Origin of the sequence: Leclercia sp. W6, from assembly GCF_003336345.1 — a bacterium.
Lineage (GTDB): Bacteria > Pseudomonadota > Gammaproteobacteria > Enterobacterales > Enterobacteriaceae > Enterobacter.
The window spans coordinates 2,366,040-2,391,417 of the sequence record NZ_CP031104.1 but is presented as its reverse complement, the minus strand read 5'-3'; the positions used below and the strand labels follow the sequence as shown (position 1 = coordinate 2,391,417).

The 25,378-nt window shown below is 54.4% G+C and carries 27 protein-coding genes; 11 read left to right on the top strand and 16 right to left on the bottom strand.

The genetic code is table 11. The features are described from left to right. The first annotated feature begins 48 nt into the window (after positions 1-48). On the top strand, positions 49-1,290 hold the full coding sequence (locus tag DVA43_RS11780; protein WP_210406701.1) for an LVIVD repeat-containing protein: 1,242 nt from the start codon (positions 49-51) through the stop codon (positions 1,288-1,290). 57 nt (positions 1,291-1,347) lie between these two features. Here DVA43_RS11780 and mtnK read toward each other — a convergent pair whose 3' ends face one another. Beyond that, positions 1,348-2,547 (bottom strand): S-methyl-5-thioribose kinase, encoded by a 1,200-nt coding sequence (gene mtnK / locus DVA43_RS11775; RefSeq protein WP_114315646.1) that lies wholly within the window; start codon positions 2,545-2,547, stop codon positions 1,348-1,350. Positions 2,548-2,652: 105 nt separating this feature from the next. Between mtnK and mtnA the strand changes: the two genes are divergently transcribed. Continuing rightward, positions 2,653-3,681, top strand: coding sequence for an S-methyl-5-thioribose-1-phosphate isomerase (gene mtnA, locus DVA43_RS11770; RefSeq protein WP_114315645.1), 1,029 nt, complete (start codon positions 2,653-2,655; stop codon positions 3,679-3,681). Positions 3,682-3,767: 86 nt separating this feature from the next. Here the strand turns inward: mtnA and DVA43_RS11765 are convergent, their stop codons facing one another. From DVA43_RS11765 to DVA43_RS11755, 3 genes are read right to left on the bottom strand one after another with little or no spacing between them, the layout of a single operon-like run. Further along, the gene (locus DVA43_RS11765; protein WP_114315644.1) at positions 3,768-4,310 is read right to left on the bottom strand and encodes an acireductone dioxygenase; all 543 of its coding nucleotides are present in this window, start codon (positions 4,308-4,310) and stop codon (positions 3,768-3,770) included. Then, complete coding sequence (gene mtnC, locus DVA43_RS11760; RefSeq protein WP_114315643.1) at positions 4,307-4,996, bottom strand: acireductone synthase; 690 nt, start codon at positions 4,994-4,996, stop codon at positions 4,307-4,309. Before mtnC ends, DVA43_RS11765 begins: the two co-directional genes overlap by 4 nt. Beyond that, positions 4,993-5,607, bottom strand: coding sequence for a methylthioribulose 1-phosphate dehydratase (locus DVA43_RS11755; RefSeq protein WP_114315642.1), 615 nt, complete (start codon positions 5,605-5,607; stop codon positions 4,993-4,995). The genes mtnC and DVA43_RS11755 overlap by 4 nt, the downstream gene beginning before the upstream one ends. Positions 5,608-5,727: 120 nt before the next feature. On the opposite strand from DVA43_RS11755, the gene DVA43_RS11750 reads away from it, so the two are divergent. Then, positions 5,728-6,888 carry a pyridoxal phosphate-dependent aminotransferase gene (locus DVA43_RS11750; RefSeq protein ID WP_114315641.1) on the top strand — a complete coding sequence of 387 codons (1,161 nt, stop codon included), beginning with the start codon at positions 5,728-5,730 and terminating at the stop codon, positions 6,886-6,888. Between the two features lie 84 nt (positions 6,889-6,972). Here the strand turns inward: DVA43_RS11750 and DVA43_RS11745 are convergent, their stop codons facing one another. Both DVA43_RS11745 and DVA43_RS11740 read right to left on the bottom strand, forming a co-directional pair. After that, positions 6,973-7,887 (bottom strand): LysR family transcriptional regulator, encoded by a 915-nt coding sequence (locus DVA43_RS11745; RefSeq protein WP_114315640.1) that lies wholly within the window; start codon positions 7,885-7,887, stop codon positions 6,973-6,975. After that, positions 7,880-8,233, bottom strand: a complete 354-nt coding sequence (locus tag DVA43_RS11740) for a hypothetical protein (RefSeq protein ID WP_114315639.1) — start codon at positions 8,231-8,233, stop codon at positions 7,880-7,882. Before DVA43_RS11740 ends, DVA43_RS11745 begins: the two co-directional genes overlap by 8 nt. Positions 8,234-8,789: 556 nt before the next feature. Here DVA43_RS11740 and ahpC point away from each other — a divergent pair. Further along, on the top strand, positions 8,790-9,353 hold the full coding sequence (gene ahpC / locus DVA43_RS11735) for an alkyl hydroperoxide reductase subunit C (RefSeq protein WP_103178649.1): 564 nt from the start codon (positions 8,790-8,792) through the stop codon (positions 9,351-9,353). Positions 9,354-9,668: 315 nt separating this feature from the next. Beyond that, the gene (gene ahpF, locus DVA43_RS11730; protein WP_103824191.1) at positions 9,669-11,234 is read left to right on the top strand and encodes an alkyl hydroperoxide reductase subunit F; all 1,566 of its coding nucleotides are present in this window, start codon (positions 9,669-9,671) and stop codon (positions 11,232-11,234) included. A 56-nt stretch (positions 11,235-11,290) separates the two neighbouring features. Here the strand turns inward: ahpF and uspG are convergent, their stop codons facing one another. After that, positions 11,291-11,719, bottom strand: a complete 429-nt coding sequence (gene uspG, locus DVA43_RS11725; protein WP_103824192.1) for a universal stress protein UspG — start codon at positions 11,717-11,719, stop codon at positions 11,291-11,293. Between the two features lie 225 nt (positions 11,720-11,944). On the opposite strand from uspG, the gene DVA43_RS11720 reads away from it, so the two are divergent. Next, the gene (locus DVA43_RS11720) at positions 11,945-13,183 is read left to right on the top strand and encodes a zinc-dependent alcohol dehydrogenase (protein WP_114315638.1); all 1,239 of its coding nucleotides are present in this window, start codon (positions 11,945-11,947) and stop codon (positions 13,181-13,183) included. Positions 13,184-13,254: 71 nt separating this feature from the next. On the opposite strand, the gene rnk is transcribed toward DVA43_RS11720, so the two are convergent. Next, complete coding sequence (gene rnk, locus DVA43_RS11715) at positions 13,255-13,665, bottom strand: nucleoside diphosphate kinase regulator (RefSeq protein ID WP_114315637.1); 411 nt, start codon at positions 13,663-13,665, stop codon at positions 13,255-13,257. Between the two features lie 397 nt (positions 13,666-14,062). Here rnk and DVA43_RS11710 point away from each other — a divergent pair, with 397 nt between their 5' ends. Then, positions 14,063-14,683 carry a flavin reductase family protein gene (locus DVA43_RS11710; RefSeq protein WP_114315636.1) on the top strand — a complete coding sequence of 207 codons (621 nt, stop codon included), beginning with the start codon at positions 14,063-14,065 and terminating at the stop codon, positions 14,681-14,683. Positions 14,684-14,687: 4 nt separating this feature from the next. Here DVA43_RS11710 and rna read toward each other — a convergent pair whose 3' ends face one another. Then, entirely contained in the window at positions 14,688-15,497 is an 810-nt protein-coding gene (gene rna / locus DVA43_RS11705; protein ID WP_114315635.1) for a ribonuclease I, read from the bottom strand. Positions 15,498-15,585: 88 nt separating this feature from the next. Continuing rightward, the gene (dcuC, locus tag DVA43_RS11700) at positions 15,586-16,959 is read right to left on the bottom strand and encodes an anaerobic C4-dicarboxylate transporter DcuC (protein ID WP_114315634.1); all 1,374 of its coding nucleotides are present in this window, start codon (positions 16,957-16,959) and stop codon (positions 15,586-15,588) included. A gap of 811 nt (positions 16,960-17,770) precedes the next feature. Between dcuC and pagP the strand changes: the two genes are divergently transcribed. Next, a complete protein-coding gene (pagP, locus tag DVA43_RS11695) occupies positions 17,771-18,346 on the top strand; it encodes a lipid IV(A) palmitoyltransferase PagP (RefSeq protein WP_371414034.1) in 576 nt (191 codons plus the stop codon). A 190-nt stretch (positions 18,347-18,536) separates the two neighbouring features. Continuing rightward, positions 18,537-18,746 carry a transcription antiterminator/RNA stability regulator CspE gene (gene cspE, locus DVA43_RS11690; RefSeq protein ID WP_002439184.1) on the top strand — a complete coding sequence of 70 codons (210 nt, stop codon included), beginning with the start codon at positions 18,537-18,539 and terminating at the stop codon, positions 18,744-18,746. Between the two features lie 219 nt (positions 18,747-18,965). Here cspE and crcB read toward each other — a convergent pair whose 3' ends face one another. Next, the gene (gene crcB, locus DVA43_RS11685; RefSeq protein ID WP_114315633.1) at positions 18,966-19,349 is read right to left on the bottom strand and encodes a fluoride efflux transporter CrcB; all 384 of its coding nucleotides are present in this window, start codon (positions 19,347-19,349) and stop codon (positions 18,966-18,968) included. A 66-nt stretch (positions 19,350-19,415) separates the two neighbouring features. Between crcB and DVA43_RS11680 the strand changes: the two genes are divergently transcribed. Both DVA43_RS11680 and tatE read left to right on the top strand, forming a co-directional pair. Further along, the gene (locus DVA43_RS11680; RefSeq protein WP_114315632.1) at positions 19,416-20,204 is read left to right on the top strand and encodes a deaminated glutathione amidase; all 789 of its coding nucleotides are present in this window, start codon (positions 19,416-19,418) and stop codon (positions 20,202-20,204) included. Positions 20,205-20,329: 125 nt separating this feature from the next. Next, positions 20,330-20,533, top strand: a complete 204-nt coding sequence (gene tatE, locus DVA43_RS11675) for a twin-arginine translocase subunit TatE (protein WP_103824199.1) — start codon at positions 20,330-20,332, stop codon at positions 20,531-20,533. An 85-nt stretch (positions 20,534-20,618) separates the two neighbouring features. Here tatE and lipA read toward each other — a convergent pair whose 3' ends face one another. The 5 genes from lipA to dacA form a co-directional block, all read right to left on the bottom strand. After that, positions 20,619-21,584: a lipoyl synthase gene (lipA, locus tag DVA43_RS11670; RefSeq protein WP_103824200.1), complete on the bottom strand. Its 966-nt coding sequence runs from the start codon at positions 21,582-21,584 to the stop codon at positions 20,619-20,621. A gap of 206 nt (positions 21,585-21,790) precedes the next feature. Next, positions 21,791-22,744 (bottom strand): YbeF family transcriptional regulator, encoded by a 954-nt coding sequence (locus DVA43_RS11665; RefSeq protein WP_114315631.1) that lies wholly within the window; start codon positions 22,742-22,744, stop codon positions 21,791-21,793. A gap of 305 nt (positions 22,745-23,049) precedes the next feature. Then, a complete protein-coding gene (lipB, locus tag DVA43_RS11660; protein WP_114315630.1) occupies positions 23,050-23,691 on the bottom strand; it encodes a lipoyl(octanoyl) transferase LipB in 642 nt (213 codons plus the stop codon). 92 nt (positions 23,692-23,783) lie between these two features. Continuing rightward, the gene (gene ybeD / locus DVA43_RS11655; protein WP_003022706.1) at positions 23,784-24,047 is read right to left on the bottom strand and encodes a DUF493 family protein YbeD; all 264 of its coding nucleotides are present in this window, start codon (positions 24,045-24,047) and stop codon (positions 23,784-23,786) included. 107 nt (positions 24,048-24,154) lie between these two features. Then, positions 24,155-25,366: a D-alanyl-D-alanine carboxypeptidase DacA gene (gene dacA, locus DVA43_RS11650; RefSeq protein ID WP_103823602.1), complete on the bottom strand. Its 1,212-nt coding sequence runs from the start codon at positions 25,364-25,366 to the stop codon at positions 24,155-24,157. Positions 25,367-25,378 lie beyond the last annotated feature (12 nt).

Genomic DNA, 25,378 nt, shown 5'->3' with positions numbered 1-25,378 from the left:
GGACTGTAGGCCCGGTAAGCGCAGCGCCACCGGGCAACAGGAGGTTGCGTGACCGCATTACCCACCCCCGAATACAGCCGCAATATGCGCTTAATCGGCCACAGCGACCAGGGCGGACGCCCGGACGGCGTACAGCTGATGGTGCATCGCGGCTTCGCCTATATTGGGCATATGGTGTCCCAGGGCTTTTCCATCGTCGACGTGCGCGATCCGAAGAACCCGAAAGCGGCGGGCTATGTGCCTGCGCCGCCGGGCACCTGGAATGTGCATCTGCAGGCCCATGACGACCTGCTGCTGGTGATCAACGCCCGGGATCTGTTTGCCGATGCCCGCTTTGCTGACGAAAAGGTCTACTACACCCGCCAGGTGGGGGAGACGGTCAGCGACGTGCAGGACAAAGGCTGGAACGCCGGGCTGCGCATCTTTGATATTTCGACCCCGGATAAACCGCGGGAAATCAGTTTCCTGTCGCTAAGCGGCATCGGCATTCACCGCATCTGGTACGTGGGCGGACGCTGGGCCTACGTCTCGGCGCTGATCGACGGCTTTACCGATTACATTTTCCTGACCATCGATCTGGCGGATCCCCGTAAGCCCGAAGTGGCGGGACGCTGGTGGCTACCGGGGATGAACCAGGCGGCAGGGGAGACCCCAAACTGGCCGGAAGGCAAACGCTACGCCCTGCATCACGCCATTATCGCCGGGGATACCGCCTACGGCAGCTGGCGCGACGGCGGCCTGACCTTGCTGGATGTAAAGGATCGCAGCCAGCCGAAATTGATCAGCCATCGCAACTGGAGCCCGCCGTTTGGCGGCGGCACCCACACCGCGCTGCCGCTGCCGGACCGGGATCTGCTGGTGGTGCTGGATGAAGCGGTGCTCGACAATCAGGAGGATGGCGAGAAGCTGATTTGGCTGTTTGATATTCGCGAGCCGTCGAACCCGGTCAGCATCGCGACCTTCCCGCAGCCAAAAGAGCGGGATTATGTGGCGAAAGGGGCGCACTTCGGACCGCATAACCTGCATGAGAACCGCCCCGGGAGCTTTGTCAGCTCGACGCTGATTTTTGCCACCTACCAGAACGCCGGCGTGCGGGCGTACGACATTTCGGATCCGTATCGACCGGTTGAGACCGGGGCGCTGGTACCTGCCGCACCGGAGAGGATGATGGACACGCGGCCCAACCGCCCGCAGGTGATCCAGTCCTGCGATCTGTTTGTGGATGCGCAGGGGATTATCTACAGCACGGATTACAACGGTGGGTTGTCGGTGATTGAGTATTTGGGATAGCGCACAGGTTTTGTAGGCCCGGTAAGGCGAAGCCGCCACCGGGCAAACAGACCGCACCTAACTGTACTGACGCACCCGCGCCACCAGTTCATCCACGCTGTCGATACGGTCGGCAATCACGATTAACGCTTTACCGAGGGTGATGGCGTGACGCAGGCATTCGTGGCGCATCTCGTCATCACGGATGGTGTCGATATCCGCCACGTGTGACAGGCCCACGCTGCGGCGGATCAGCTCGGTGCCGCAGAAGCCAATGGCGTCGTGCCAGACCTTTTTCAGAAACGCGCTGGCATAACCCGGCACGCTGAGCGCCGCATCGCGGGACTTCTCCGTTGCCAGTGCCTGGAAACGTTCCGCGAAGGTATTCCACAGCTGCTGGATATCGATCAGGCGCTGTTCCCGCCCGGCCGCCGCATCCCGGATGCCGAGGTGGCCCGGCAGGCCGCAGAAGTTCAGCAGCAGGTTGCCGATGGCGGTACCGATATCAAACCCAATCGGGCCGAAATAACCGAACTCGGCGTCAATGGCTTTCAGGCTGTCCTCGGCGACAAAAATCGAGCCGCTGTGAATGTCGCCATGCAGCAGCGCTTCGGCCTGGGAGAAGAAGCGGTGTTTCAGGGCGGCGACGGCAATTTTCAGCTGGGCGTCTTCGCGCAGGGCGGCGACATCACTTTCCAGCGCCGCCGGGTAGTTATTACGCTCGTGGATCTGGTACGGATCGTTGAAGAAAAGATCTTCGGTGATCTCGCACATTTCCGGGTTGAGGAACTTCGCCACCTGCGCTTTTTTGGTGTGCGGGTGCAGGTAAAAATCGCTGGTGTGGAACAGGGCGTGAGCCAGGTATTCCCCCAGCTGACGCGCCGCCTGGGGATAAAACACATTGTTAATCAGCTCCCCGCGCCAGATCTTATGGCTGGAGAGGTCTTCCATCACCATCACCGCCAGATCCGGGTCGAAGTGGTGGATTTTGACCGTGTGCTGCGGGCTGTGCTGATAGTGCTCCACCAGGGTTTGTGCTTCGAGGCGGGCGCGATCCAGTGTCAGCGGCCAGGATTCCCCCACGCAGCGCACGTAGGGCAGGGCCTGCTTAACGATGATGCGGCTGACGCCTGCGTTATCGAAAATTTTAAACACCAGATTGAGGTTACCGTCGCCTACCTCCTGCGCCTCCACCAGCGAGGTGGGATCGTCGAGGCCGCCAAACTGTTGGGCATACGCTACGGCGTCCTGAGCGGTAAAGGTATGGTATTGCGACATTGCCTGTTCCTCATCTGTTCCGGTAATAAAGACATTTAGACGTCTATACATCTGAATTTTATCCTGACACAATGTGCTACAACAACGCAACAGAGAATTAACGACATGCAGAGATTACAGACGACCAGCCTGCGGGTGACGGAAAATCAGCTATTTATTCTCGACCAACAGGCGCTTCCGCAGGAGAAACGCTGGCTGGATGCGACAACGGTAGAGGCGCTGGTGGGGCATATTCACGCCCTGCGCGTGCGCGGCGCGCCGCTGATTGGCCTGTCTGCCAGCCTGCTGTTGGCGCTGCTGGCGGAAAACGGCCACAGCCGGGATGAACTGGCGGTGGCGCTGGAGACCCTGCGCGCCTCGCGTCCGACCGCGGTCAACCTGATGAACAATCTCGACCGCATGAAACAGGCGCTGTGGCAGGAGGATTTTGTCCCGGCGCTGGGGGCACAGGCGCTGCGCCTGATCGACGAAGATAAGCAGCTCTGCGACGCGATTGCCCATGCGGGCAGCGCGCTGGTGAAGCCCGGCAGCCGCCTGCTCACCCATTGCAATACCGGTGGCCTGGCGACGGCGGGCGTAGGCACGGCGCTGGGGGTGATTGCCCTTGCCCATCAGCAGGGCAAGGTCAGCAACGTCTGGGTGGATGAGACCCGTCCGCTGTTGCAGGGCGGCAGGCTGACGGCCTGGGAGCTGGGTGAACTGGGCGTGCCGTATAGTCTTATCACCGACTCGATGGCGGCCAGTCTGATGGCGAAAGGCCAGGTGGACGCGGTGTGGGTGGGGGCGGATCGCATTGCCGCCAACGGCGATGTGGCGAATAAAATCGGCACATACTCTCTGGCGGTGCTGGCGAAATTCCACGGTATTCCCTTCTATGTGGCCGCCCCGCAAACCACGCTCGATCCGAACTGCCCGAACGGTGAGGCGATCCCTATTGAACAGCGCGATGCCCGGGAAGTGACCGGCGTGGCGGGGAGCTTCGGTGCGGTGCAGTGGGCGCCCACTGACGCACAGGTCTATAACCCGGCGTTCGACGTCACGCCAGCGTCACTGATAAGTGGGTGGGTGCTGGATACGGGCGTGGTGCGGCCGGAAGAGGTGGCGAAGGGATTTTTTGGCAAGGGTGCGGTCTGAATAATGCCGGGTGGCGCTAACGCTTACCCGGCCTACAATCGTTTGTAGGCCCGTGCAAGCGCAGCGCCGCCGGGCAGGGCAATGGGCTACGGCAATCTCGGATAGCTATCTGCTATCGCATCGCCCGTGAACTGCGCTACCCAACCCTCGGGGTTATCGAAAATCCGGATCGCGGTAAAGTTCGGCTCAGAGCCCATATCAAACCAGTGCGGCGTACCGGCGGGAACGGAGATCAGGTCGTTCTTCTCGCATAAAACCTGATACACCTGGTCGTCAATGTGCAGGCAGAACAGCCCGGCACCTTCGACAAAGAAACGCACTTCATCTTCACCGTGGGTGTGTTCATTGAGGAATTTCGCCCGTAGAGCCTCTTTTTGCGGATTATCCGCGCGCAGGCTGATGACATCCCAGCTCTGATAGCCCTTTTCCGCCACCAGCTTATCGATGGCGTGCTGGTAGGCATTAATGACCGTCTCCGGCGACGGATCGCGGCCCAGCTCGCGGTCGGCTTCCCAGCGCTCAAAGCGAACGCCGCGGGCGTTCAGCTGCTGCTGGATCGCCTCAGCGTCGGTGCTGTGCCACTGCGGCTGGCTGGCTTCTTTATCTGAATAAATGGTCAATGCGCTCATGAAGGGATCTGCTCCGGATTGATGTCGTCAAATTGATGCACCTGATGGTGGTGGCTGGCCCCGTCCTCATCGCCGCGAATCAGCTGCAGGGTGTGAAAACCGGCCTGTTCCGCGGCGTCCAGCTCCTGATGAATATCCGACAGGAAGAGGATCTGCGAGGGGGCTGCGCCAATCTGGGCCGCAATGTTCTGATAAGACGCTACCTCGCGCTTGGCACCCACATGGGTATCAAAATAGCCGCTGAACAGATGAGTAATATCACCTTCGTCGCTGTAGCCAAATAACAGTTTCTGTGCCGCCACGGAGCCGGAGGAATAAACATAGAGATCAATGCCCTGCGCTTTCCATTTTTCGAGAGAGGGCAGAACGTCCGGATAGAGATGACCGGTGAAGTCGCCGTTGACGTAACCCTCCCGCCAGATGATCCCCTGCAACGCTTTTAGCGCTGTCGATTTGCGGTCTTCGTCCATAAAGGCGAACAGGGTGTCAATCAGATCCCGGGTGCTGGCCTGCGGCCGGGCAATCTCTTCACGCAGATTGTCCAGAATGGTGTTGACCGGTTCGGCATACTGCTGGGCGTTGATAAAGGCCGCCAGCCGCTCGCGCGCATAAGGGAACAGGATATTGTGGACAAAACGAATATCGCTGGTGGTGCCTTCAATATCCGTCACAATCGCGCGAATCATACTCTCTCCAGTTGTCGTAAACGCATCTCGCACTCGAACAGGAATTCGAGGCCTTCAAGGTGACGCCGGGCTTCGGCCACGTCGCGTCCCCAGCAGGTTAAGCCATGACCGCGCAGAAGAAAACCATAATTCAGCGGACGTTCCTGGGCGTAATGGGCGATTCGCGAGGCCAGGGCGTCGATATCCTGGTCGTTATCAAACACGGCGATGGGCACCGTATCGAGGTGGCTGGTCTGGCCGCGGAGTGATTTCTGCATCTCAAAGCCGCTGAGGCGTAGCTCCGGCGTTTTCACCAGTCGGGAGAGCACCGTGGCGTTGACCGTATGCACATGCAGCACCGCGTTGGCCTCCGGGAAAAGGCGATAAATCAGAGTATGCAGGCCAGTTTCTGCGGAAGGCTTACGCCCGGAGGGGGCGCGGTTGGTGGCGATCTCAACCTGCAGGAAGTCAGCGGGCGTCAGGCTGCCTTTGTCTTTACCGGATTCGCTAAGCCAGCACCAGGTCTCATCCTGCCGTACGGACATATTGCCGCCGGTGGCGGGCGCCCAGCCTTTTGCGCCGATCCAGTGGCAGGCATCTACCAGGGCGTTAAGTTGCAGGTTGTCTGTCATCCTTTTTACCTCTTCGGCAGGAATATCATTATGGTTTAGACGTCTAAGCGTCTTGATTGCCAAATACTAACATCGTGTTATAGTGGCAGCAACATATGTATTACATACAGGCCCGTTGAAATGAGTAATAACGCGTTGATTCCACAGAGTAAACTTCCAGGTCTTGGCACCACCATCTTCACCCAGATGAGCGCCCTGGCGCAGCAGTATAAGGCGATTAACCTGTCGCAAGGCTTTCCCGATTTCGATGGCCCGGACTATCTGCAACAGCGGCTGGCTTACCATGTGGCGAACGGCGCCAACCAGTATGCGCCGATGACGGGGGCGCAACCGCTGCGCGAAGCGATTGCCGATAAAACCGCGGAACTGTATGGCTATCGACCAGATGCCAACAGCGATATCACCGTCACCGCCGGGGCGACCGAAGCCCTTTACGCCGCGATCACCGCCCTGGTGCGTACCGGCGACGAGGTAATCTGCTTTGACCCAAGCTACGACAGCTATGCCCCGGCGATTGAATTATCAGGTGGCGTGGTGAAGCGCGTGGCGCTCCAGCCGCCGCACTTCCGCCCGGACTGGCAGGCCTTCGAGGCGCTGCTCGGTGACAAAACCCGGCTGGTGATTTTGAATACGCCGCACAATCCTTCTGCCACGGTATGGCAGCAGGCGGATTTCACTGCGCTCTGGCAGGCCATTGCGGAACGCGAAATCTATGTGTTGAGCGATGAAGTGTACGAGCATATCTGCTTTGCAGAGGCGGGGCATGCCAGCGTGCTGGCGCATCCACAGCTGCGCGAGCGGGCGATTGCCGTCTCCTCGTTTGGTAAAACGTTCCATATGACCGGCTGGAAGGTGGGGTACTGCGTGGCGCCAGCGGCTATTAGCGCCGAACTGCGTAAGGTGCATCAGTTCCTGACTTTTGCGGTCAACACCCCGGCACAGCTGGCGATTGCGGATATGCTGCGTAACCAGCCGGAACACTACCGTGAGCTGCCGGATTTTTATCGTGCCCGCCGGGATCTGTTTATCGACGCGCTGCGAGACAGCCGGCTGGAGATTTTGCCCTGCGAAGGCACCTATTTCCTGCTGGCGGACTACAGTGCGATTTCCGATCTGGATGACGTCACTTTCTGCAAATGGCTGACGAAAGAGGCGGGCGTCGCAGCCATCCCTCTTTCGGTATTCTGCGCCGACCCGTTCCCGCATAAATTAATTCGTCTCTGTTTTGCTAAACAGGAAAGCACTCTGCTGGCCGCGGCAAAACGCCTTTGCGCATTATAAGTCTGCGAACTAAATAACTGGATTCAATATGCCAGAATTATTAATCTGGCATATATATAATGACGCAGGTGATCATTACCAGCATTAATCATACTTAAAGCCATCTGAGCTGAGTTGCTCGATGAAACTCGAAAAAACCTTACTTGTTATAGCAGTCCGGTTGTACATCATATAAATGTTCAGATCGGGCAGCGAAAAAGGGATATTGACTTTTTGGAGTTTAAGTACGTCGCGGTATTGAATGTAGGCAACTTCAGGTATGTACCCCAGCAAATTGGAGGAGCTGATCATGTTAATAAGCGAGAAGAAGGAGTCACTACGAAAACCAAATTTTCTATCCGGGAAATGTTGATGCGATTCTGCACGTAAGTGGTTTATTCCGGATTCGTCGATCATGTAATAGGTAAACTTCTCTTCGTTTAACTGCTCCAGGGTTGCCGACTCGCCGATGCGGGGGTGCCCCTGTCGACAGACCATCACTACGGGAGTAGTCAGGAAGTGATTGCAGACAATCGAACGATTCGTTATGGATGAAAAGGAAAAGACCAGATCGGCTTTGCGGTAGGCCAGCAGATCGTCAGCGCTATCTTTAGACAGCAACAGATCGTGGTACTCAATCTCATAATTGTGTTCACGAATCAGCAACTTCATCGGCCCGAAAAGGCGGTCCGGCGTCAGCGCCTGTGGCGCGTATACCGTCAGGCTCTTTTTGAGCGAGGAGGAGTGCATGATGTTAATGGTTTGCTCAATCTGATTCAGGTTCTCTTCCAGATGTTTATGCAGGTTGATGCCAACGGTGGTCGGGGTGATGCCTTTTCCCGCCCGGATGAAGAGCGGATCGTTGAGCTGGTTTCTCAACCGCTGCAAGGACTGGCTGACAGCGGAAGGGGTAATAAAAAGCGTCTCCGCAGCCTTACTGATACTAAGGTGTTGATATATACACTCAAAAATCACCAGAAGATTTAAGTCAAATTTTTTGAGGTCATAAAGGTTAGCCATAACTCATCCTGATAAGCTGTTTGCCATAAGTGGCATAGATAATATAACTATAGAGGTTAGCCAGATATTCATCATCCATTAGAATGGCTGACTTAACGACGCTTGAATTTGTACTTAATATATCATGGTTGCAGATTAATTGAATAAACAAGCTGGCCCAGAAGTGAATAATTTTGGTCAAATAAAATGGAGAGGGATATTGATATTCCCCCTGGACTCTTTGTAAGGGGGCAGCCACCGTTAATTTGAGCTGTTCAGCATCTGACAATCCTGCGATTTCTTGTAATTTATTCTCATTATTCATGTAATAGATAGCTGGAGGGGCTGCGGCATCTAAAGCATCCATAATGGCTTCGTGACCTTTCAGGTTTATTAAACGTACAGATGTCGGATCAGGAGAAGCTTTCAGGGGCGTTTCACTGCTGGACTTTGCATAATCGCGCCAGGTTGTGGCAGAGCTTATGGCGGCGATAAAGGGTAACGATGCGAGTTACTCTCTAGTATGGACGAAGAGTGGTGAGAGCGTGAGAGGTACGTTTTAAATCCTTATAAAATAAACAGTAAAGAGATGATTAGATAAAACCTATCACAGCCATAGGTATTACAACGTCTATCCTAATTGCCCTTTGCTGGGGTGGGTGGTGTAATCCTCCTCGCTGTTACGGCCTTGCTAAAGGTCATGTAGAGCGCAACACATCGCCAGCGTGGCTGGCACCGAAGAGCCCTCGGGTTAGTCGGGTATCAGGGCCGCCGTCAAGGCGGCCTTTTTACTTTTTTAGTTCACGCAGTTTCTTGTGCAGGGTTGTTAGGTATCGCTGATTGATTTGATAATGCAAACGCATTGGCTCGGATCGGCAAAGTTAGGTACCTTACACCTCAACGAAAACACGGAGGAAGTACAGATGTCTTTAATTAATACCAAAATCAAACCTTTCAAAAACCAGGCGTTCAAAAACGGTGAATTCATCGAAGTTACCGAGAAAGATACCGAAGGTCGCTGGAGCGTCTTCTTCTTCTATCCAGCTGACTTCACCTTCGTCTGCCCGACTGAACTGGGTGACGTTGCTGACCACTACAGCGAGTTCCAGAAGCTGGGCGTAGATATCTACTCTGTCTCTACTGACACCCACTTCACTCACAAAGCATGGCACAGCAGCTCTGAAACCATCGCGAAAATCAAATATGCGATGATCGGCGACCCAACTGGCGCCCTGACCCGTAACTTTGACAACATGCGTGAAGATCAGGGTCTTGCAGACCGTGGTACCTTCATCGTTGACCCGCAGGGCATCATCCAGGCGGTAGAAGTTACAGCTGAAGGCATCGGCCGTGACGCATCTGACCTGCTGCGTAAAGTGAAAGCGGCTCAGTACGTTGCTTCTCACCCAGGTGAAGTTTGCCCGGCGAAATGGAAAGAAGGCGACGCGACTCTGGCTCCGTCCCTGGACCTGGTTGGCAAAATCTAAATTTCCGTCGTATTTCGCGCCATAGCGGCGTTGGCGTCGCCTGCTCACCCCGGTCACTTACTTATGTAAGCTCCCGGGGACTCACAGGCTAGCCGCCTTGCTCTGACGCGAACCACTTTGGAAATTCGTTTGCAACGCCCGGCGGCGCTGCGCTTGCACAGGCCTACAAAACGTAGGCCGGGTAAACGAAGTGCCACCCGGCATTCAATGGGCGCATCCGCGCCCATTTCATTCCAGCACCATGATGCAAGTTGCACTCAGGCAGCCAGGATTAGGCCGCTTGCATGATGATGTTTTTTAAGCAGGAGATAAAGAATGCTCGACACAAATATGAAAACCCAGCTCAAAGCCTACCTTGAGAAGCTGACCAAACCTGTTGAGCTGATTGCCACGCTGGATGACAGCGCTAAATCGGCAGAAATCAAGGAACTGCTGGCGGAAATTGCCGACCTGTCCGAAAAGGTCACTTTTAAGGAAGATAACGCGCTTGCGGTGCGTAAACCCTCTTTCCTGATCACCAACCCAGGTTCAACCCAGGGGCCGCGCTTTGCCGGTTCTCCGCTGGGACACGAATTTACTTCACTGGTGCTGGCGCTGCTGTGGACCGGCGGTCATCCGTCGAAAGAGGCCCAGGCGCTGCTTGAGCAGATCCGCGACCTCGACGGGGATTTTGAGTTTGAAACTTACTACTCGCTCTCCTGCCATAACTGCCCGGACGTAGTGCAGGCGCTGAACCTGATGGCGGTGCTGAACCCGCGCATCAAACACACCGCCATCGACGGTGGGGTGTTCCAGAACGAAATCACCGATCGTAACGTGATGGGCGTTCCGGCGGTATTTGTGAACGGTAAAGAGTTTGGTCAGGGTCGTATGACGCTGGCTGAAATCGTCGCTAAAGTGGATACCGGCGCTGAAAAACGTGCGGCAGAAGAGCTGAACAAGCGTGATGCCTATGATGTGCTGATCGTCGGTTCCGGCCCTGCGGGTGCGGCGGCTGCGGTTTACTCTGCCCGTAAAGGTATTCGCACCGGTCTGATGGGCGAACGCTTTGGCGGCCAGGTACTGGATACAGTAGATATTGAAAACTACATCTCCGTACCTAAAACCGAAGGTCAGAAACTGGCTGGCGCCCTGAAAGCGCACGTCAGCGAATATGAAGTGGATGTGATCGACAGCCAGAGCGCCAGCAAACTGGTGCCTGCGGCGCAGGAAGGCGGCTTCCATGAGATTGAAACGGCGTCTGGTGCGGTGCTGAAAGCGCGCAGCGTCATCATTGCCACCGGTGCGAAATGGCGCAACATGAACGTGCCTGGCGAAGAGCAGTATCGCACTAAAGGGGTGACCTACTGCCCACACTGCGACGGCCCGCTGTTTAAAGGCAAACGCGTGGCGGTAATTGGTGGCGGTAACTCCGGTGTGGAAGCGGCCATCGACCTCGCCGGTATCGTGGAGCACGTTACGCTGCTGGAGTTCGCGCCGGAGATGAAAGCCGATCAGGTTCTGCAGGATAAAGTGCGCAGCCTGAACAACGTCGACATCATCCTGAACGCCCAGACCACCGAAGTGAAAGGCGATGGCAGCAAAGTGACCGGTCTTGAGTACCGCGACCGCGTGAGCGGCGATGTGCACAGCGTAGCGTTGGCCGGGATCTTCGTTCAGATTGGTCTGCTGCCGAACACTACCTGGCTGGAAGGCGCCATTGAGCGTAACCGCATGGGCGAGATCATCATCGACGCCAAGTGTGAAACCAGCGTGAAGGGCGTATTTGCGGCGGGCGACTGCACCACCGTACCGTACAAGCAGATCATCATCGCCACCGGCGAAGGGGCGAAAGCGTCACTGAGCGCCTTTGATCATCTGATTCGTACCAAAACAGCATAAGAACGTAAGACAATACCTGCAATGTAAAGAGGCTACCCTGAGGTAGCCTCTTTTTTTTATCTCACGACCAGCACCGGCACAAAGGCGTGGCGAATCACGCTGGAGGCGTTCGACCCCAGCAGATGGGTGGAGATTGACGGGTTACGCGACCCGATCACCACGATATCGGCCTTCAGCTCGCTGGCCATCTCATTCACTACGTCACGCACATTACCAAAACAGACATGGGTTCTGAGTCGTGATGAGTCGATGCTGAAATGGCCGATCATGGTCTTTAACCGGGCTTGTGCTTCTTTTTCGATATGCTCTTCAAAGCGGCGCATGTCCGCGGCGAAGCGATGCAATCCGAAGGTGGCAGATCCCGGTAAAACATGCAGTAAGTGAATAATACCATCCTGTTGCGCCAGGAATTCAGCATGGCGAATCGCCTTGTCGCTCAATTCCATCTCAAAAACATCTACCGGCATAATAATCGTCTGGTACATAACCGTTTCTCCCTGTTTATTTACGCTTAATCCATTCAAACACAAAATATAAGCAAATTCTGATAGCTGGCAGGCATTTTTTAATATCGTCCCGCTTGTTGCTGTTCTGCCGTCGCGCTTGCAGGCCAGGAATAATCCCAAAGCCGTGCATTTTCCCGGTATATCCCCGCTGATGGCTACCCTTTTAAGGTAAGCCCGCATTTTTTCTCTGAATCCGGAGGTCGAATGAAAGCATTGACGTATCATGGCCCACATAACGTTAAGGTTGAAACGGTACCCGATCCGGCCATCGAACAAGCTGACGATATTATCCTGCGCATCACCGCCACCGCGATCTGCGGTTCTGATCTGCATCTCTATCATGGGAAGATCCCTAAGGTGGAACATGGTGATATCTTCGGCCATGAGTTTATGGGGGAAGTGGTGGAAACCGGCCGAGAGGTGAAAAACCTCGCTAAGGGCGATCGCGTGGTGATCCCCTTTGTCATTGCCTGCGGCGACTGCTTTTTCTGCCGCATGCAGCATTATGCCGCCTGTGAAAATACCAACAGCGGGCGCGGTGCCTCCCTGAATAAAAAACAGATCCCACCTCCGGCTGCGCTTTTTGGCTATAGCCATCTTTACGGTGGTGTGCCCGGCGGCCAGGCGGAATATGTCCGCGTGCCAAAAGGCAACGTCGGCCCCTTTAAGGTGCCGCCGCTGCTGTCAGATGATAAGGCCCTGTTTATGTCGGACATCCTGCCCACTGCCTGGCAGGCCGCCAAAAATGCCCAGATCACTCAGGGCAGCAGCGTCGCGGTGTTTGGTGCCGGGCCAGTAGGCCTCCTGACCGTTGCCTGCGCACGTTACCTCGGGGCCGAGCAGATATTTATCGTCGATCATCACGACTATCGACTGCGCTTCGCCCAGGATCGTTACGGCGCGATCCCGATTAACTTTGATCGCGACGACGATGCCGCAGAAAAAATCATTGAGCAGACCCGGGGCCAGCGTGGGGTGGATGCTGTTATCGATGCGGTAGGTTTTGAGGCGAAAGGGAGCACCACCGAAACGGTGCTGACCAACCTCAAGCTCGAGGGCAGCAGCGGTAAAGCCCTGCGGCAGTGTATTGCTGCGGTACGGCGCGGTGGGATCGTCAGCGTGCCGGGCGTCTATGCCGGCTTTATTCATGGTTTCCTGTTTGGCGATGCCTTTGACAAAGGGCTCACCTTTAAAATGGGGCAGACTGACGTTCATGCCTGGCTGGGTGAACTGTTGCCGCTGATCGAGCAGGGGCTGCTCACGCCAGAAGAGATCGTCACCCACTATATGCCGTTTGAAGAGGCGGCTCGCGGGTATGAGATCTTTGATAAGCGTCAGGAAGATTGCCGGAAAATTATTCTGGTACCTGGTGCACAAAGCGCGGAAGTGGCAAAAGAGCGGGTCACGGGGCTGGTAAACCCTATGCCTGGCGGCGTGATCTGATCGCGGAAGGCCGGAAAGAGGATGCCCGGGCATCCTCTGGGTTAAGCGCGTAAACGCTTATTCAGATGGGCTTAGCGCAGGTATTCGCCTGCCGCTTCAGGCTGCCAGAGCAGTTCCAGCACCTCCAGATGCGTGGCGGTACCGCCTGGCAGTTCCCAGTGGATAGTGTCGCCGGTACGCAGGCCAATCAACGCGGCCCCCACCGGGGCCAGGACCGACAGTTGCGTGCTGCTGTCGGTCATCTGCGCCGGGTAGACCAGCGTGCGGGTGCGTACTTCTCCGGTGGTCAGATCGCGGAATTTCACCTTGCTGTTCATCGTGACCACGTCAGACGGCATGTCCTGCGGGGCACACATCTGGGCACGATCCAGTTCAGCGTTCAGGGCATCTGCGACGGGCAGCGATGCAAAGGCCGGTTGCTCCAGCAGGCGGTCGATACGTTCAGCATCGAGTTCGTTAATGATAATGGTGGGTCTGGACATTATTTACTCCATGTCGTTAATGCTGCGACAACCGCAGAAGATGCCAAAAGAAAACCCTCGCCATCCGGTAGCGAGGGTTTAACGATAACTGATAATACTGAGTCTGCGCCCGGGTTTGAAGTGATGGCTGTCACATTCATGGCGTGGATTGAGTTCCGGGCTATCATCTGCCTCGATAGTATGAATTTTGTACGAAAAACGTGATCGTTCGTCGATTTGGATTATCCTTTTTATGCGCCCTTACAAAGTGAGCGCCGCTGATAAGCGTCGATAAACGACACATATTCATTCTTCATTTCATACGGATTGCGTTACGCTGATCCTCTTGGGGCAGGGGGATGAGCGAAGCGTAATCCGTGCCTGCCGGTTTACATTCCAAACCTGTTCAGAGAGCGCTATGTACTTTTATCAACCTTCCCAGGGACACGGCCTGCCGCACGATCCACTCAATGCCATTGTTGGCCCACGTCCGATTGGCTGGATTGCCTCGTGCGATCCTGAAGGACGCCCCAATCTGGCGCCCTACAGCTTCTTCAACTGTTTTAATTACCATCCGCCCATCATCGGTTTTGCCAGCACCGGCTGGAAGGACAGCGTGCGCAATATTGTCGAGACCGGGGAGTTTGTCTGGAATCTCACCACCCGTGAGCTGGCCAGCGCCATGAATGAGACCTCTGCCAGCCTTGCGCACGGGGAGGATGAATTTTTACGTGCCGGGCTGACCAAAGCGGAGAGCCAGGTGGTGAAGGTGCCGCGCGTCGCCGAAAGTCCGGTCAATTTTGAGTGCCGCCTGTCCCAGTGTATCCAGCTGACTGCCGCCAACGGCGCTCCGATCGATACCTGGCTGGTGCTGGGGGAAGTGGTGGGAGTCCACATTGACGAAAACCTGCTGCAGGACGGGATCTATCAGACGGCGAAAGCGCAGCCGGTGCTGCGCGCCGGTGGCCCGACGGCGTACTTCGCCATTAGCGAGGATCAACGCTTTGACCTGGTCCGCCCGGACGCGCGTAAAGGGTAAGATCTCAGTAGCCGATTTTGTCGATCACAAACTGTTTGCCACAGTTGCCCGGATGCGGCTGTGGCACAAATGAGGAGGTCGCCAGCGGGGCGTTGATGCTGGCCGCGGTGAGGGAAAGCTGTACTTCCGTGAGATAGGCCGGATTACCGCTGCAGCTGAGCTTGACAGCTTTCACCGTCGTCGGTCCCCAGCTTCTGGCGACGGCGGCGTCAAAGGCGCTGCGGGTGACGGTTTTGCCGTAGTTGGCCGCGAGGAACTGCCCCAACGGGCTGGCTTTGACTTCCTGGTTCATGCGCACCATGGTGCCGAAATAGGTGTCGGGATCGAACCCAAAGCAGACGCCGTGTTTGGCATATTCGTAACGTTCGAGGCAGGAATTGCCGCCTGCGCCGGGCATCACCTCGTTCAGCTTCGCGGCACCGGTCAGCGACAGACCGGTCTCGGCGGCGTCGCATTTACGGCTGGCTTTTGCCTCCGGCATATTGGGAATGGGGCGGGTGGCGCAGCCATAGCGCATCCAGCGGCGATCGTCGACGCCGCGGGCGGCGATAGATTTCGGCAAGCCCGGCCACAGGCCATGAACGGTGAGGATCGTCGTTTTGTCGTCACGCTCTTTTTGCAGGCGGCACTCATCTGGCGCTGCGCGGTTGCGGTCATGCAGGCTCTGGCAAAAACCAGATTGCCATGAGAGCGCCAGCACGTAGCGATCGAAATCCGCGTATTGCGTCGCCTGAAGCGGGGCGGCCTGCGCCGGGAAAGCGCACAGCGCAACTGCGGTGACGCTGACAGGCAAAACGAAATCCTTTCTGAACATGTCAATTCCTGATGGTTGAAGGCAAAATATTGCTGGTGCTTATTAAAGCACAAAAAGCGCCCGCAGGCGCTTTATGCTGTGGCGTGGCTTAGCCTACGGCGGTGCCAGGCACCAGCACTTCCGTGGCAATAATCACAATAATCAGTCCAACCAGCACCGGAACAGAGGTGCGTTTTACCACTTCGAACGGCGAAATTTTCGCCATCCCGGCAACGGCAACCACCACACCGGAAACCGGGGAGATGGTGCGGCCCAGGTTAGAGGCCTGCAGCATCGGGATGGTGAGATAGGCCGGGTTAATACCGGATGAGTGCGCCAGTTTCGGGATCATCTCCACGAAGGCGTAGAACGGCGCATTACCGGAGCCGGTGGTCATCGCCGCCAGCATGGTCAGCACCACCAGCACCAGCATCAGGATAATGCTTGCGGAACCGAACGAGGTGGCGATGGAGATCAGGCTCTGGATAAAGCCGATGGTGCTCAGCCCCTGGGCAAAGACCCCGGCTGCCACCAGCAGCATCACCACGCCGGCGAAGGCATCCGCCATGCCGCGGTACGCCACTTCCAGGCCGCTAAAGACCTTCTGCGTATTGAAGCCGCGAACAAACTCCAGCAGCGCGGCAATCAGCATGCAGAGCACCAGAATGGTGATGATGTGCAGTTCCGGGCCCCATTTGCCGTCGAAAATCAGCACGCCGACGATGGGCGTAAACGGCAGAATGGCATAGAAGGAGGGGGCCGTAGTGGTGATTTCGCTGACGTCGAGGCGTTCGTGCGAGATGTTCTCTTTGTTATCGAGGTAGCGCTGCCAGAAGAAGTGCGCAATTGCCATGCCGATAATGGCGGCAATAGAGATCGGCAGGGTGGTTTTAAAGGCGAAATCGATCAGCGGCATCTCGGCGGCTTTAGCGGCCAGCACCACGTCACCGGAGGTGGGGGAGAGAATAATCGCTGCCGGAGAGGCACAGATGGCCGCCGCCGCACCGCGGCTAATTCCCACGTTAACCATTACCGGGAACAGGGTTGCCATCAACAGTACGCCGAGGCCCGTCGCTGACGATACGGCCAGTGACATCAGGCAGGCGACAAAATAGGCGGCAATCATCAGCAGGTAAGGGGAGTTGATATAGCTCAGCGGTTTTGAGGCCAGCTTAACGACCATATCGTTGGCGCCGATGTGGGTCATATAGGCGGCAAACCCACAGAGCATCATGATCATCATCCCCAGATCGCCACCGCGGCTCATCAGCAGGATTTTGATGTATTCAATGATATCGGTTGCGGTGTAACCGGTGCTGGTGGCGCTGGATGGCAGCACCTGGTGACCCATCAGGGCACTGACAATCAGCAGAGTCAGACCGCCGACAAACAGCACCCCGGTAGCGGAGTAACCTTTAATGATGTAGCGCGCGACGCCGACAATGACAACCACCCCGATCAGGAGCTCGATAAACGTTAGCATGGTTTCCTCTGTTTCCCGACGCCCCCAGAGCGAAGGATAAGTAGCAATGAAAATAAGGTGACAAAATGTGCCGAAATAATGGCCCGGTCTCGCTGACTAAAATCAATAAATCGGCTACTAGAGGGGCAATGTTTCCGATTTTGCTGTGGCCGGGCTCATTCTCTTCGCCGATGGTGCCTGCGCGTGTGCGCAAACGCGATTGCGGTACGAATGTTAAACCGTTATGAGACTTGCGTCTGCGCTTTTTAAAATCGCTTGTGTAAAAGGTTTCACTGCCGGTTGCGCATAAATCGTCTCTGCTGCCGGAGAAAAAGCAGCGGATTCAGACTGTCGTAAAAATACCTTGGTTTAACACGGGTAATAATATGTGTGCTCGTTAGCTGGGTCTTTAAAAATAATTAAATGTAATTGCAGAATTATTGTTTGTTGTGGCTTTTGGGTGTGCCGGGAAATAGAGCGTTCAGGAAAGCAATAGCGGAAAAACGATATCAATGAAGGCCCTGCAGGAAGAGGTTGTTCTGCGTGTGTGCGCTGCTGCAACGACCGCGGCTCCCCTGTTGCGCTGCGGTGCCGGGGCCGTAGCGGCTTACCAGGCTGTATTATCGATTTTGATTATTTCGGCGGTATATAAACTGTCGTCTCAGTATTAGTTTTGCTTAATTGCTGTTTAATTAATATCAGGTGCAAACTATTTTCAGGATTTTTTTATGCGGCGTTAATGATTAATAAAGTAAAAGGGCATACCTCGCGAATATCAATGAGCATATTCTGTGCGCAAACATGCAGTGAATATATAATCGGTAATAATATCGTGAGAGTTGTTAATAAATTTATTTTAATTTTTTCTGTTATTTTGGCTGAGGTCTCTTTTTCTACTGTAGCGACAGCACAAGACGTAACGTCCTCCGACAGTTGGGTGAGCACCTTCACGAATAATGTAAAACAAACCTGGCAAAAGCCGCAGCATTACGATCTCTATGTGCCTGTCATAACCTGGCATGCCCGCTTCGCTTATGACAAAGAGAAGACCGATCGCCACAATGAGCGCCCCTGGGGGGCAGGGTTCGGGCAGTCACGCTGGGATGAAAAAGGTAACTGGCACGGCCTCTACATGATGGCCTTTAAGGATTCCTACAATAAGTGGGAGCCTGTAGCGGGTTACGGCTGTGAAAAAACCTGGCGTCCGCTATCGAATGATAAGGTCCATCTGGGGCTTGGCTATACCACTGGCGTGACGGCCCGCGATAACTGGAATTACATTCCCATTCCGGTGCTCTTGCCGCTGGCTTCTGTGGGATATGGCCCGGCAACCTTCCAGATGACCTACATCCCCGGCACCTATAACAACGGCAACGTTTACTTCGCCTGGATGCGGTTTCAGTTTTAACTGAAAAAACTTCACACACTGGTCATTTAATAGCCAGTTATTGAATAGTAAAGGATAAAAATTGGGGAGGAAAAATTAACGCGACTTTTGTCACTTTTCTTCAAAAAGCCACTGGACAAAACCGCTAACAATTGTTGTACTGATACCCGACACAGCATTTGTGTCCAATTTTCATGTAAAGGTAATTTTGATGTCTAAGATTAAAGGTAACGTTAAGTGGTTTAATGAGTCCAAAGGATTCGGTTTCATTACTCCGGAAGATGGCAGCAAAGACGTGTTCGTACACTTCTCTGCAATCCAGAGCAATGGTTTCAAAACTCTGGCTGAAGGTCAGCGCGTTGAGTTTGAAATCACTAACGGTGCCAAAGGCCCTTCTGCTGCTAACGTAATCGCTCTGTAATTCAGACGAGACAGCAAGAATTCCAAAACCCGCTCATTGAGCGGGTTTTTTTCGTTTCAGCTCAGCTAAACATGTACAGTTTCAGAAAGCTGGCGATAATAAGTACGCTCAGCATTACCGCCCCTGCGCTTGCCATTTTCTCTTTCATTCCCACGCCCTCTCAGTCAACTGCCTCAAGGGTGCCTGAGAAAAATTAAGCCAACATTAAGGGCCGCGTTTTTAATGCGCGTTAATCGCAGAAACTAACCAAAATGCGAGCGCGGTCATCATTAGCGAGCCCAGCAGATTGACCGCAATGTTCAGCAGCGCCCACGCGGCGCGGCCATCCTGCAACAGGAACACCACTTCCGCCGAAAAGGTCGAGAACGTTGTGAGCCCGCCGCAGAAGCCGGTAGTGATCAATAATTTCCAGACCGGATCGATGTGGGTCATCCTGTTGAACCACGCCAGCCCCAGGCCAATGATAAAGGCACCCGTGAGATTCGCTGCCAGCGTGCCGAACGGGATTTGCTGATGCAGGGAGTTAAACCGCATGCTTAACAGCCAGCGCGCCACGCTTCCTGTGCCCCCACCGATAAAAACGGCTAAAAGTAGTTGAAACACGAACAATACCTGCTGTTTGATGTGTAAGGGCTATGAGTGTAACGCCGTTTGATGCAGGGGGAAAATATGTACGTTGCGGTTGGACAATTTGCAGTAACAGCGGACTGGCAAAAAAATGCCGGAACCTGCGTGTCGCTGATGGCGCAGGCGGCAGAACAGGGGGCATCGCTGCTGGTGCTGCCCGAAGCGCTGCTGGCGCGCGATGATAACGATCCCGACCTCTCCGTAAAGTCCGCTCAGCCGCTCGACGGTGGCTTTATGACCCGGCTGCTGGAGGAGAGCGCGCATAATCACCTGACCACAGTACTGACCGTGCATGTTCCTTCAACCGCAGGCAGAGCGATTAACACCCTTGTCGCCCTGCGCGACGGCAGGATCGTTGCCCAGTACGCCAAACTCCATCTTTATGATGCGTTCAGTATTCAGGAATCCCGTCTGGTTGATGCGGGCTCGGTTGTGCCGCCGCTGATTGAGATCGACGGCATCCATCTGGGGCTGATGACCTGCTACGATTTGCGCTTCCCGGAGATGGCATTGAATCTGGCGCTGGCGGGAGCAGAAGTATTAGTTTTACCTGCGGCATGGGTCAGAGGGTCGCTCAAGGAGCACCACTGGTCAACGCTGCTGGCGGCCCGGGCGCTGGACACCACCTGCTATGTGATCGCAGCAGGCGAGTGCGGCAATAAGAACATCGGTCAGAGCCGCATTATTGACCCCCTGGGCGTGACCATTGCGGCCGCGGCTGAAGGCCCGGCACTGTTGCTGGCTGAAATCGACCGTGAGCGCATCACCCATGCGCGCCAGCAGTTGCCTGTCCTGCGCAACCGACGTTTCGCGCCACCGCAATTATTGTGAGTTTTTTAAACAACGCTTGATTCACCTTGTTACAGATTGCTATTGTGTGCGGGCGCTAAATGACCGTTAATAAGGTCGGGTTTTTAAGGCGCGAAATGCAGCCTGTTTACGTCAAGAAGGTATCTATGGGTGAGATTAGTATTACCAAACTGCTGGTGGTAGCCGCACTGGTTGTCCTGCTGTTTGGTACCAAAAAATTACGTACGCTGGGCGGAGACCTGGGTGCTGCCATCAAAGGCTTTAAAAAGGCGATGAACGAAGATGATGCAACGGCGAAAAGAAGTGCCGATGCAGATATCGCTGCTGAGAAGCTCTCTCACAAAGAGTAACGGCAACGCGTTAAAGCGTTTGATAAAAAAAACCGGCCTGTAAGCCGGTTTTTTTATGGGTGAACTGTAAACTTTTGTGACGGGTTTACTTCACTTCTTCGCCTTTCGCCTGCATATCGGCGTGGTAAGAGGAACGAACGAACGGACCGCAAGCTGCATGGGTGAAGCCCATTGCCATCGCTTCGGCTTTCATCTCGTCAAACTCTTCCGGACTCACGTAACGCTGCACCGGCAGGTGGTGACGGCTTGGCTGCAGATACTGGCCCAGCGTCAGCATGGTGACGCCATGACGACGCAGATCGCGCATCACTTCAATGATCTCTTCGTTGGTTTCACCCAGACCGACCATCAGACCCGATTTTGTCGGGATATCCGGATGGGCTTCTTTAAAGCGCTCCAGCAGCTTCAGTGACCAGTTGTAATCTGCACCCGGGCGCACCTGACGATAGAGGCGCGGTACGTTTTCCAGGTTGTGGTTAAAGACATCTGGCGGGTTGGCGTTGAGAATTTCCAGCGCGCGATCCATACGGCCACGGAAGTCCGGAACCAGGGTCTCAATCTTGATGGATGGGCTTTTCTCACGGATGGCAGTGATACAGTCAGCAAAGTGCTGAGCGCCGCCGTCGCGCAGATCGTCACGGTCGACGGAGGTGATGACCACATAGCGCAACGCCATATCAGCGATGGTCTGCGCCAGTTTCTGGGGTTCATTGGCGTCCGGGGCAACAGGACGTCCGTGGGCAACGTCGCAGAATGGGCAACGGCGGGTACAGATAGCGCCGAGGATCATGAAGGTCGCGGTGCCGTGGTTGAAACATTCAGCGAGGTTCGGGCAGGAGGCTTCTTCACAAACGGAGTGAAGGCCGTTTTTGCGCATCGCCGCTTTGATTCCCTGAATACGCGAAGAGTCCGCCGGAAGTTTGATTTTCATCCATGCCGGTTTTCTTAACAGCGCTTCGCGCTCCGTAGCCACGTTTTTAACCGGGATTAGGGCCATTTTATCGGCATCGCGGTATTTAACACCGCGTTCCATCACAATGGGTTTACTCATAGCGTGCGTCTTCCAGTTGCGAATATCGAAGGAAAGCGTTTCAATTCAAGGGAATGTTGTATTTATCAACTATTTTTGAACGAACGACAGGCAGTATATCATTGATACGGACGATAAAGCAGCCTGCCCGGTCGCCAAATTGTAAAATAGTTGTTGTTTTAAGCCTTTTGTGCGGCATAACCCGGTTTTACAGATTAGAGTGAGGCTCAAAAAGCCTGGCGGATGATAGTAATCATATTTTCAAGGACCGGATCCCGCAGGCTCAGCTTGTTGTAATACAGCGAGATTTCAACGGATTCAGCATTGAGCGGGGCAAAGGGGATCTGGTCCACCGGCCAGCAGTGACGAACCTGGTCAAACAGGCGCTTCGGGATGATGCCCAGCAGGTCGCTGCTGCCAATCAGCGCGGCAATGGTAAAAATATTGTAACTGCTAAAATTGACCAGACGTTCCGGGAAAATGTCATTAATGCGCTGGCGCAGCCCGTTGAGATTTTGACCCTCCATCAACAGCAGCGTTTGCTCGTAGCGCTGGAGATTTTCAACCGTGGCAGGCTCGTGCAATGCCGGGTGATTTTTACGACAGACCAAAAGCAGCTTATCCGCAAAAAGCACATTACGGCTTAAGGCCCGGGCGTTCAGGGCGTTGCTGTCCACGATAAGGTCGGTCTGAAACTGGCTGAGCTGTGCCTCGGCGTCACTGACCGGGATATTACGCAGCATCAACTGTGGCGCGTGGGTCTTCACGGCATGGTAGATCATCGGCATCACCAGGGCGCCCACGGAGGGGGTCGTACCGATAGTGATGATGCGTTGCTTATCGTAGCTGCCGGTTAAATCCAGCGCGCCGAGAATGGATTCCAGCCCCTGGCTAATGTACTCATGCAGGTGGGTGGCATAGGCGGTAGGAGTTACGCCCTGGCCTTTACGAATAAACAGGGGATCGGGAAAAATTGTCCGTAATTTTTGAATGGACTGACTAATTGCCGAGGGAGTGAGGTTCAGAATTTTCGCAGCATTAACGATCCCCTTATGAACATATACCGCCTCAAAAATCGTCAATAAGTTGAGATCGATATTACGTAAAGTCCGAAAAATTTGCGGTTTTGCATCACTTCCGGTTTCACTCAAGCGCTTTTCTGGAAGTTTATTATTATCCACGCTATCCCTCCGTATTTATTCACGATATAAATAATAGTTGAATTTAAATAATGTGCTTATTGATATAGGTAAACTGCTTAAAATAATTGGAGTTTTTTAAATTAACTCATTGAATCGTATGATTTTTGTTCGGGCGTAATTGCGCCAGTTTGCTGGCCATGCCGACGCTGAAAAACAGGTGAAACGCGAATGTGCAGACGTGTTGCAGGCTTTTTGAAAATATAGAAATCGGGGATTGTTGTAAAGGATAAATGGTATGAAATAAGAATGGCTCATCAAATAAATGAGCCAGAAGGGGAAGAGAATTAAGCAGTAATATATTTGTGTGGTGGATTGTTTAGCAGTGCTAAAAAAGAGTTTACCAAATGTGGACGCGCAATCTCAGGCGTAATGTCCTCTACCCATTGACTCATTTGTGCCATTTCCATTCCCGCATAACCGCAAGGGTTAATGCGTTGGAAAGGTGAAAGATCCATATTGATGTTTAATGCCAGACCGTGAAAAGAGCACCCCTTACGAATGCGCAGACCGAGTGAACATATTTTCCTTTCACCGACATAGACGCCGGGGGCGTCCGCCCGCGGGTGGGCTTCAATATCAAATTCAGCCAGCGTGTTAACCACTGTCTGTTCCAGCAGCGTTACCAGCTCGCGCACGCCGAGCTTCCTGCGTTTCAGGTTGAGCAGAACATACATCACCTGCTGACCCGGCCCGTGATAGGTAATCTGCCCGCCACGATCGCTCTGGATAACCGGAATATCGCCAGGCATCAACAGATGCTCAGCTTTGCCTGCCTGGCCCTGGGTAAAGACGGGGGGATGCTCTACCAGCCAGATCTCATCCGGCGTGTTCTCGTCACGTTTGTCAGTAAATTCATGCATAGCCTGGGAGACAGGCTCATAGGGCTGCAGCCCAAGCTGGCGAACGAGAAGGGTGTCCTGATACAAAACGATCTCTCCGAACGAAGGAACAAACTGTAGCGGGGAGTATATCACAGAGGGGAAGCAGGTTACCCGGCGATGCGGGTAACCGAAAGGCGTTACAGCACCATACGAACGATATCGATATTGCCGAGCTCTTCGTACAGGGTCTCGACTTGTTCAATATGCGTCGCCGTGATGGTGATCGACACGGAGTGGTAGTTACCTTTGCTGCTTGGTTTCACCGTCGGAGAGTAGTCACCTGGCGCATGGCGCTGTACCACCTCAACCACCTGATCAACCAGCTCAGGCAACGCCTGCCCCATTACTTTGTAAGTAAAAGGAGTAGGGAATTCAAGCAGTTCGTTAAGTTTGGTTTTCATGGGAGCTCCGGCAGTACGTCAAAAAAATAATAACTCCCACATCAGGTGGGAGTTATCAGGTTACATAGTATATGGGGACAGAAATCACACTTTCAAGTGTTCAATTCTTAACCAAACCAGTGATGGAACATCAATTTAATGTAATCAATGATTTTGCCGAAGAAATTGCCTTCAGGGATTTCATCCAGCACCACCAGTGGGCGCTGATCGATGGTTTTACCATCGAGCTGGAAGTTGATGGTGCCGACAACCTGGTTTTTCTTCAGCGGGGCGTGCAGCTCGCTGGCGTTCAGCACATAGCTGGCCTTCAGGTCTTTCATGCGTCCACGAGGGATGGTCAGGTAGAGATCTTTATCGACACCCAGGGAGGCACGATCGTTATCCCCGAACCAGACTGGCTCAGAAGCAAACTCTTTCCCTGCTTTCAACGGATTCACGGTTTCGAAGAAGCGGAAGCCCCAGGTCAGCAGCTTCTTGCTCTCGGCCTCGCGTCCTTTAAAGGTACGACCGCCCATCACGGCAGAGATCAGGCGCATCTGGCCTTCAGTAGCAGAAGCGACCAGGTTGTAACCGGCTTTTTCAGTGTGGCCAGTTTTGATGCCGTCAACGTTCAGGCTGTTGTCCCACAGCAGGCCGTTACGGTTGGTCTGACGAATACCGTTAAAGGTGAACTCTTTCTCTTTGTAGATGGTGTATTCGTTCGGTACGTCACGGATCAGCGCCTGACCAATCAGCGCCATATCGCGCGCAGAGCTGTACTGACCTTCAGCATCCAGGCCGTGAACCGTCTGGAAGTGGCTGTTTTTCAGACCCAGCGCGCTCACGTAGCTGTTCATCAAGCCGACGAAGGCATCCTGGCTGCCAGCGGCAAAGTCTGCCATCGCCACGCAGGCGTCGTTACCGGACTGCAGGTTGATGCCGCGGATCAGCTGAGAGACAGGAACCTGCATACCCGGTTTCAGGAACATCAAAGATGAGCCCTTAAATACCGGGTTGCCGGTGGCCCACGCATCGTTACCGATGGTGACCAGGTCGGTCTCTTTGAATTTGCCTGCTTTCATGGCCTGACCGATGACATAGCTGGTCATCATTTTGGTCAGGCTGGCCGGATCGCGTCGTGCATCAGCGTTCTGTTCAGCCAACACTTTGCCGGAGTTGTAGTCGATCAGGATGTAGGATTCCGCGTCGATCTGCGGAACGCCCGGGATCATGGTCTTGATATTCAGGTCATCGGCGTGAGCAACAGAGAGCGTGGCTGCGCAAAGCGCCGTAGTGAGCGCCATGCGCTGCATAAAACGAGCGGAGAAAGTGGTCTTCATGGTCAGAACAAC

Coding starts and splice junctions, on each gene's coding strand:
- mtnK (WP_114315646.1), bottom strand. CDS start 2,547: ATGTCGCAATACCATACCTTTACCGCTCAGGACGCCGTAGCGTATGCC.
- mtnA (WP_114315645.1), top strand. CDS start 2,653: ATGCAGAGATTACAGACGACCAGCCTGCGGGTGACGGAAAATCAGCTA.
- DVA43_RS11765 (WP_114315644.1), bottom strand. CDS start 4,310: ATGAGCGCATTGACCATTTATTCAGATAAAGAAGCCAGCCAGCCGCAG.
- mtnC (WP_114315643.1), bottom strand. CDS start 4,996: ATGATTCGCGCGATTGTGACGGATATTGAAGGCACCACCAGCGATATT.
- DVA43_RS11755 (WP_114315642.1), bottom strand. CDS start 5,607: ATGACAGACAACCTGCAACTTAACGCCCTGGTAGATGCCTGCCACTGG.
- DVA43_RS11750 (WP_114315641.1), top strand. CDS start 5,728: ATGAGTAATAACGCGTTGATTCCACAGAGTAAACTTCCAGGTCTTGGC.
- DVA43_RS11745 (WP_114315640.1), bottom strand. CDS start 7,887: ATGGCTAACCTTTATGACCTCAAAAAATTTGACTTAAATCTTCTGGTG.
- DVA43_RS11740 (WP_114315639.1), bottom strand. CDS start 8,233: ATGGATGCTTTAGATGCCGCAGCCCCTCCAGCTATCTATTACATGAAT.
- ahpC (WP_103178649.1), top strand. CDS start 8,790: ATGTCTTTAATTAATACCAAAATCAAACCTTTCAAAAACCAGGCGTTC.
- ahpF (WP_103824191.1), top strand. CDS start 9,669: ATGCTCGACACAAATATGAAAACCCAGCTCAAAGCCTACCTTGAGAAG.
- uspG (WP_103824192.1), bottom strand. CDS start 11,719: ATGTACCAGACGATTATTATGCCGGTAGATGTTTTTGAGATGGAATTG.
- DVA43_RS11720 (WP_114315638.1), top strand. CDS start 11,945: ATGAAAGCATTGACGTATCATGGCCCACATAACGTTAAGGTTGAAACG.
- rnk (WP_114315637.1), bottom strand. CDS start 13,665: ATGTCCAGACCCACCATTATCATTAACGAACTCGATGCTGAACGTATC.
- DVA43_RS11710 (WP_114315636.1), top strand. CDS start 14,063: ATGTACTTTTATCAACCTTCCCAGGGACACGGCCTGCCGCACGATCCA.
- rna (WP_114315635.1), bottom strand. CDS start 15,497: ATGTTCAGAAAGGATTTCGTTTTGCCTGTCAGCGTCACCGCAGTTGCG.
- dcuC (WP_114315634.1), bottom strand. CDS start 16,959: ATGCTAACGTTTATCGAGCTCCTGATCGGGGTGGTTGTCATTGTCGGC.
- cspE (WP_002439184.1), top strand. CDS start 18,537: ATGTCTAAGATTAAAGGTAACGTTAAGTGGTTTAATGAGTCCAAAGGA.
- DVA43_RS11680 (WP_114315632.1), top strand. CDS start 19,416: ATGTACGTTGCGGTTGGACAATTTGCAGTAACAGCGGACTGGCAAAAA.
- tatE (WP_103824199.1), top strand. CDS start 20,330: ATGGGTGAGATTAGTATTACCAAACTGCTGGTGGTAGCCGCACTGGTT.
- lipA (WP_103824200.1), bottom strand. CDS start 21,584: ATGAGTAAACCCATTGTGATGGAACGCGGTGTTAAATACCGCGATGCC.
- ybeD (WP_003022706.1), bottom strand. CDS start 24,047: ATGAAAACCAAACTTAACGAACTGCTTGAATTCCCTACTCCTTTTACT.
- dacA (WP_103823602.1), bottom strand. CDS start 25,366: ATGAAGACCACTTTCTCCGCTCGTTTTATGCAGCGCATGGCGCTCACT.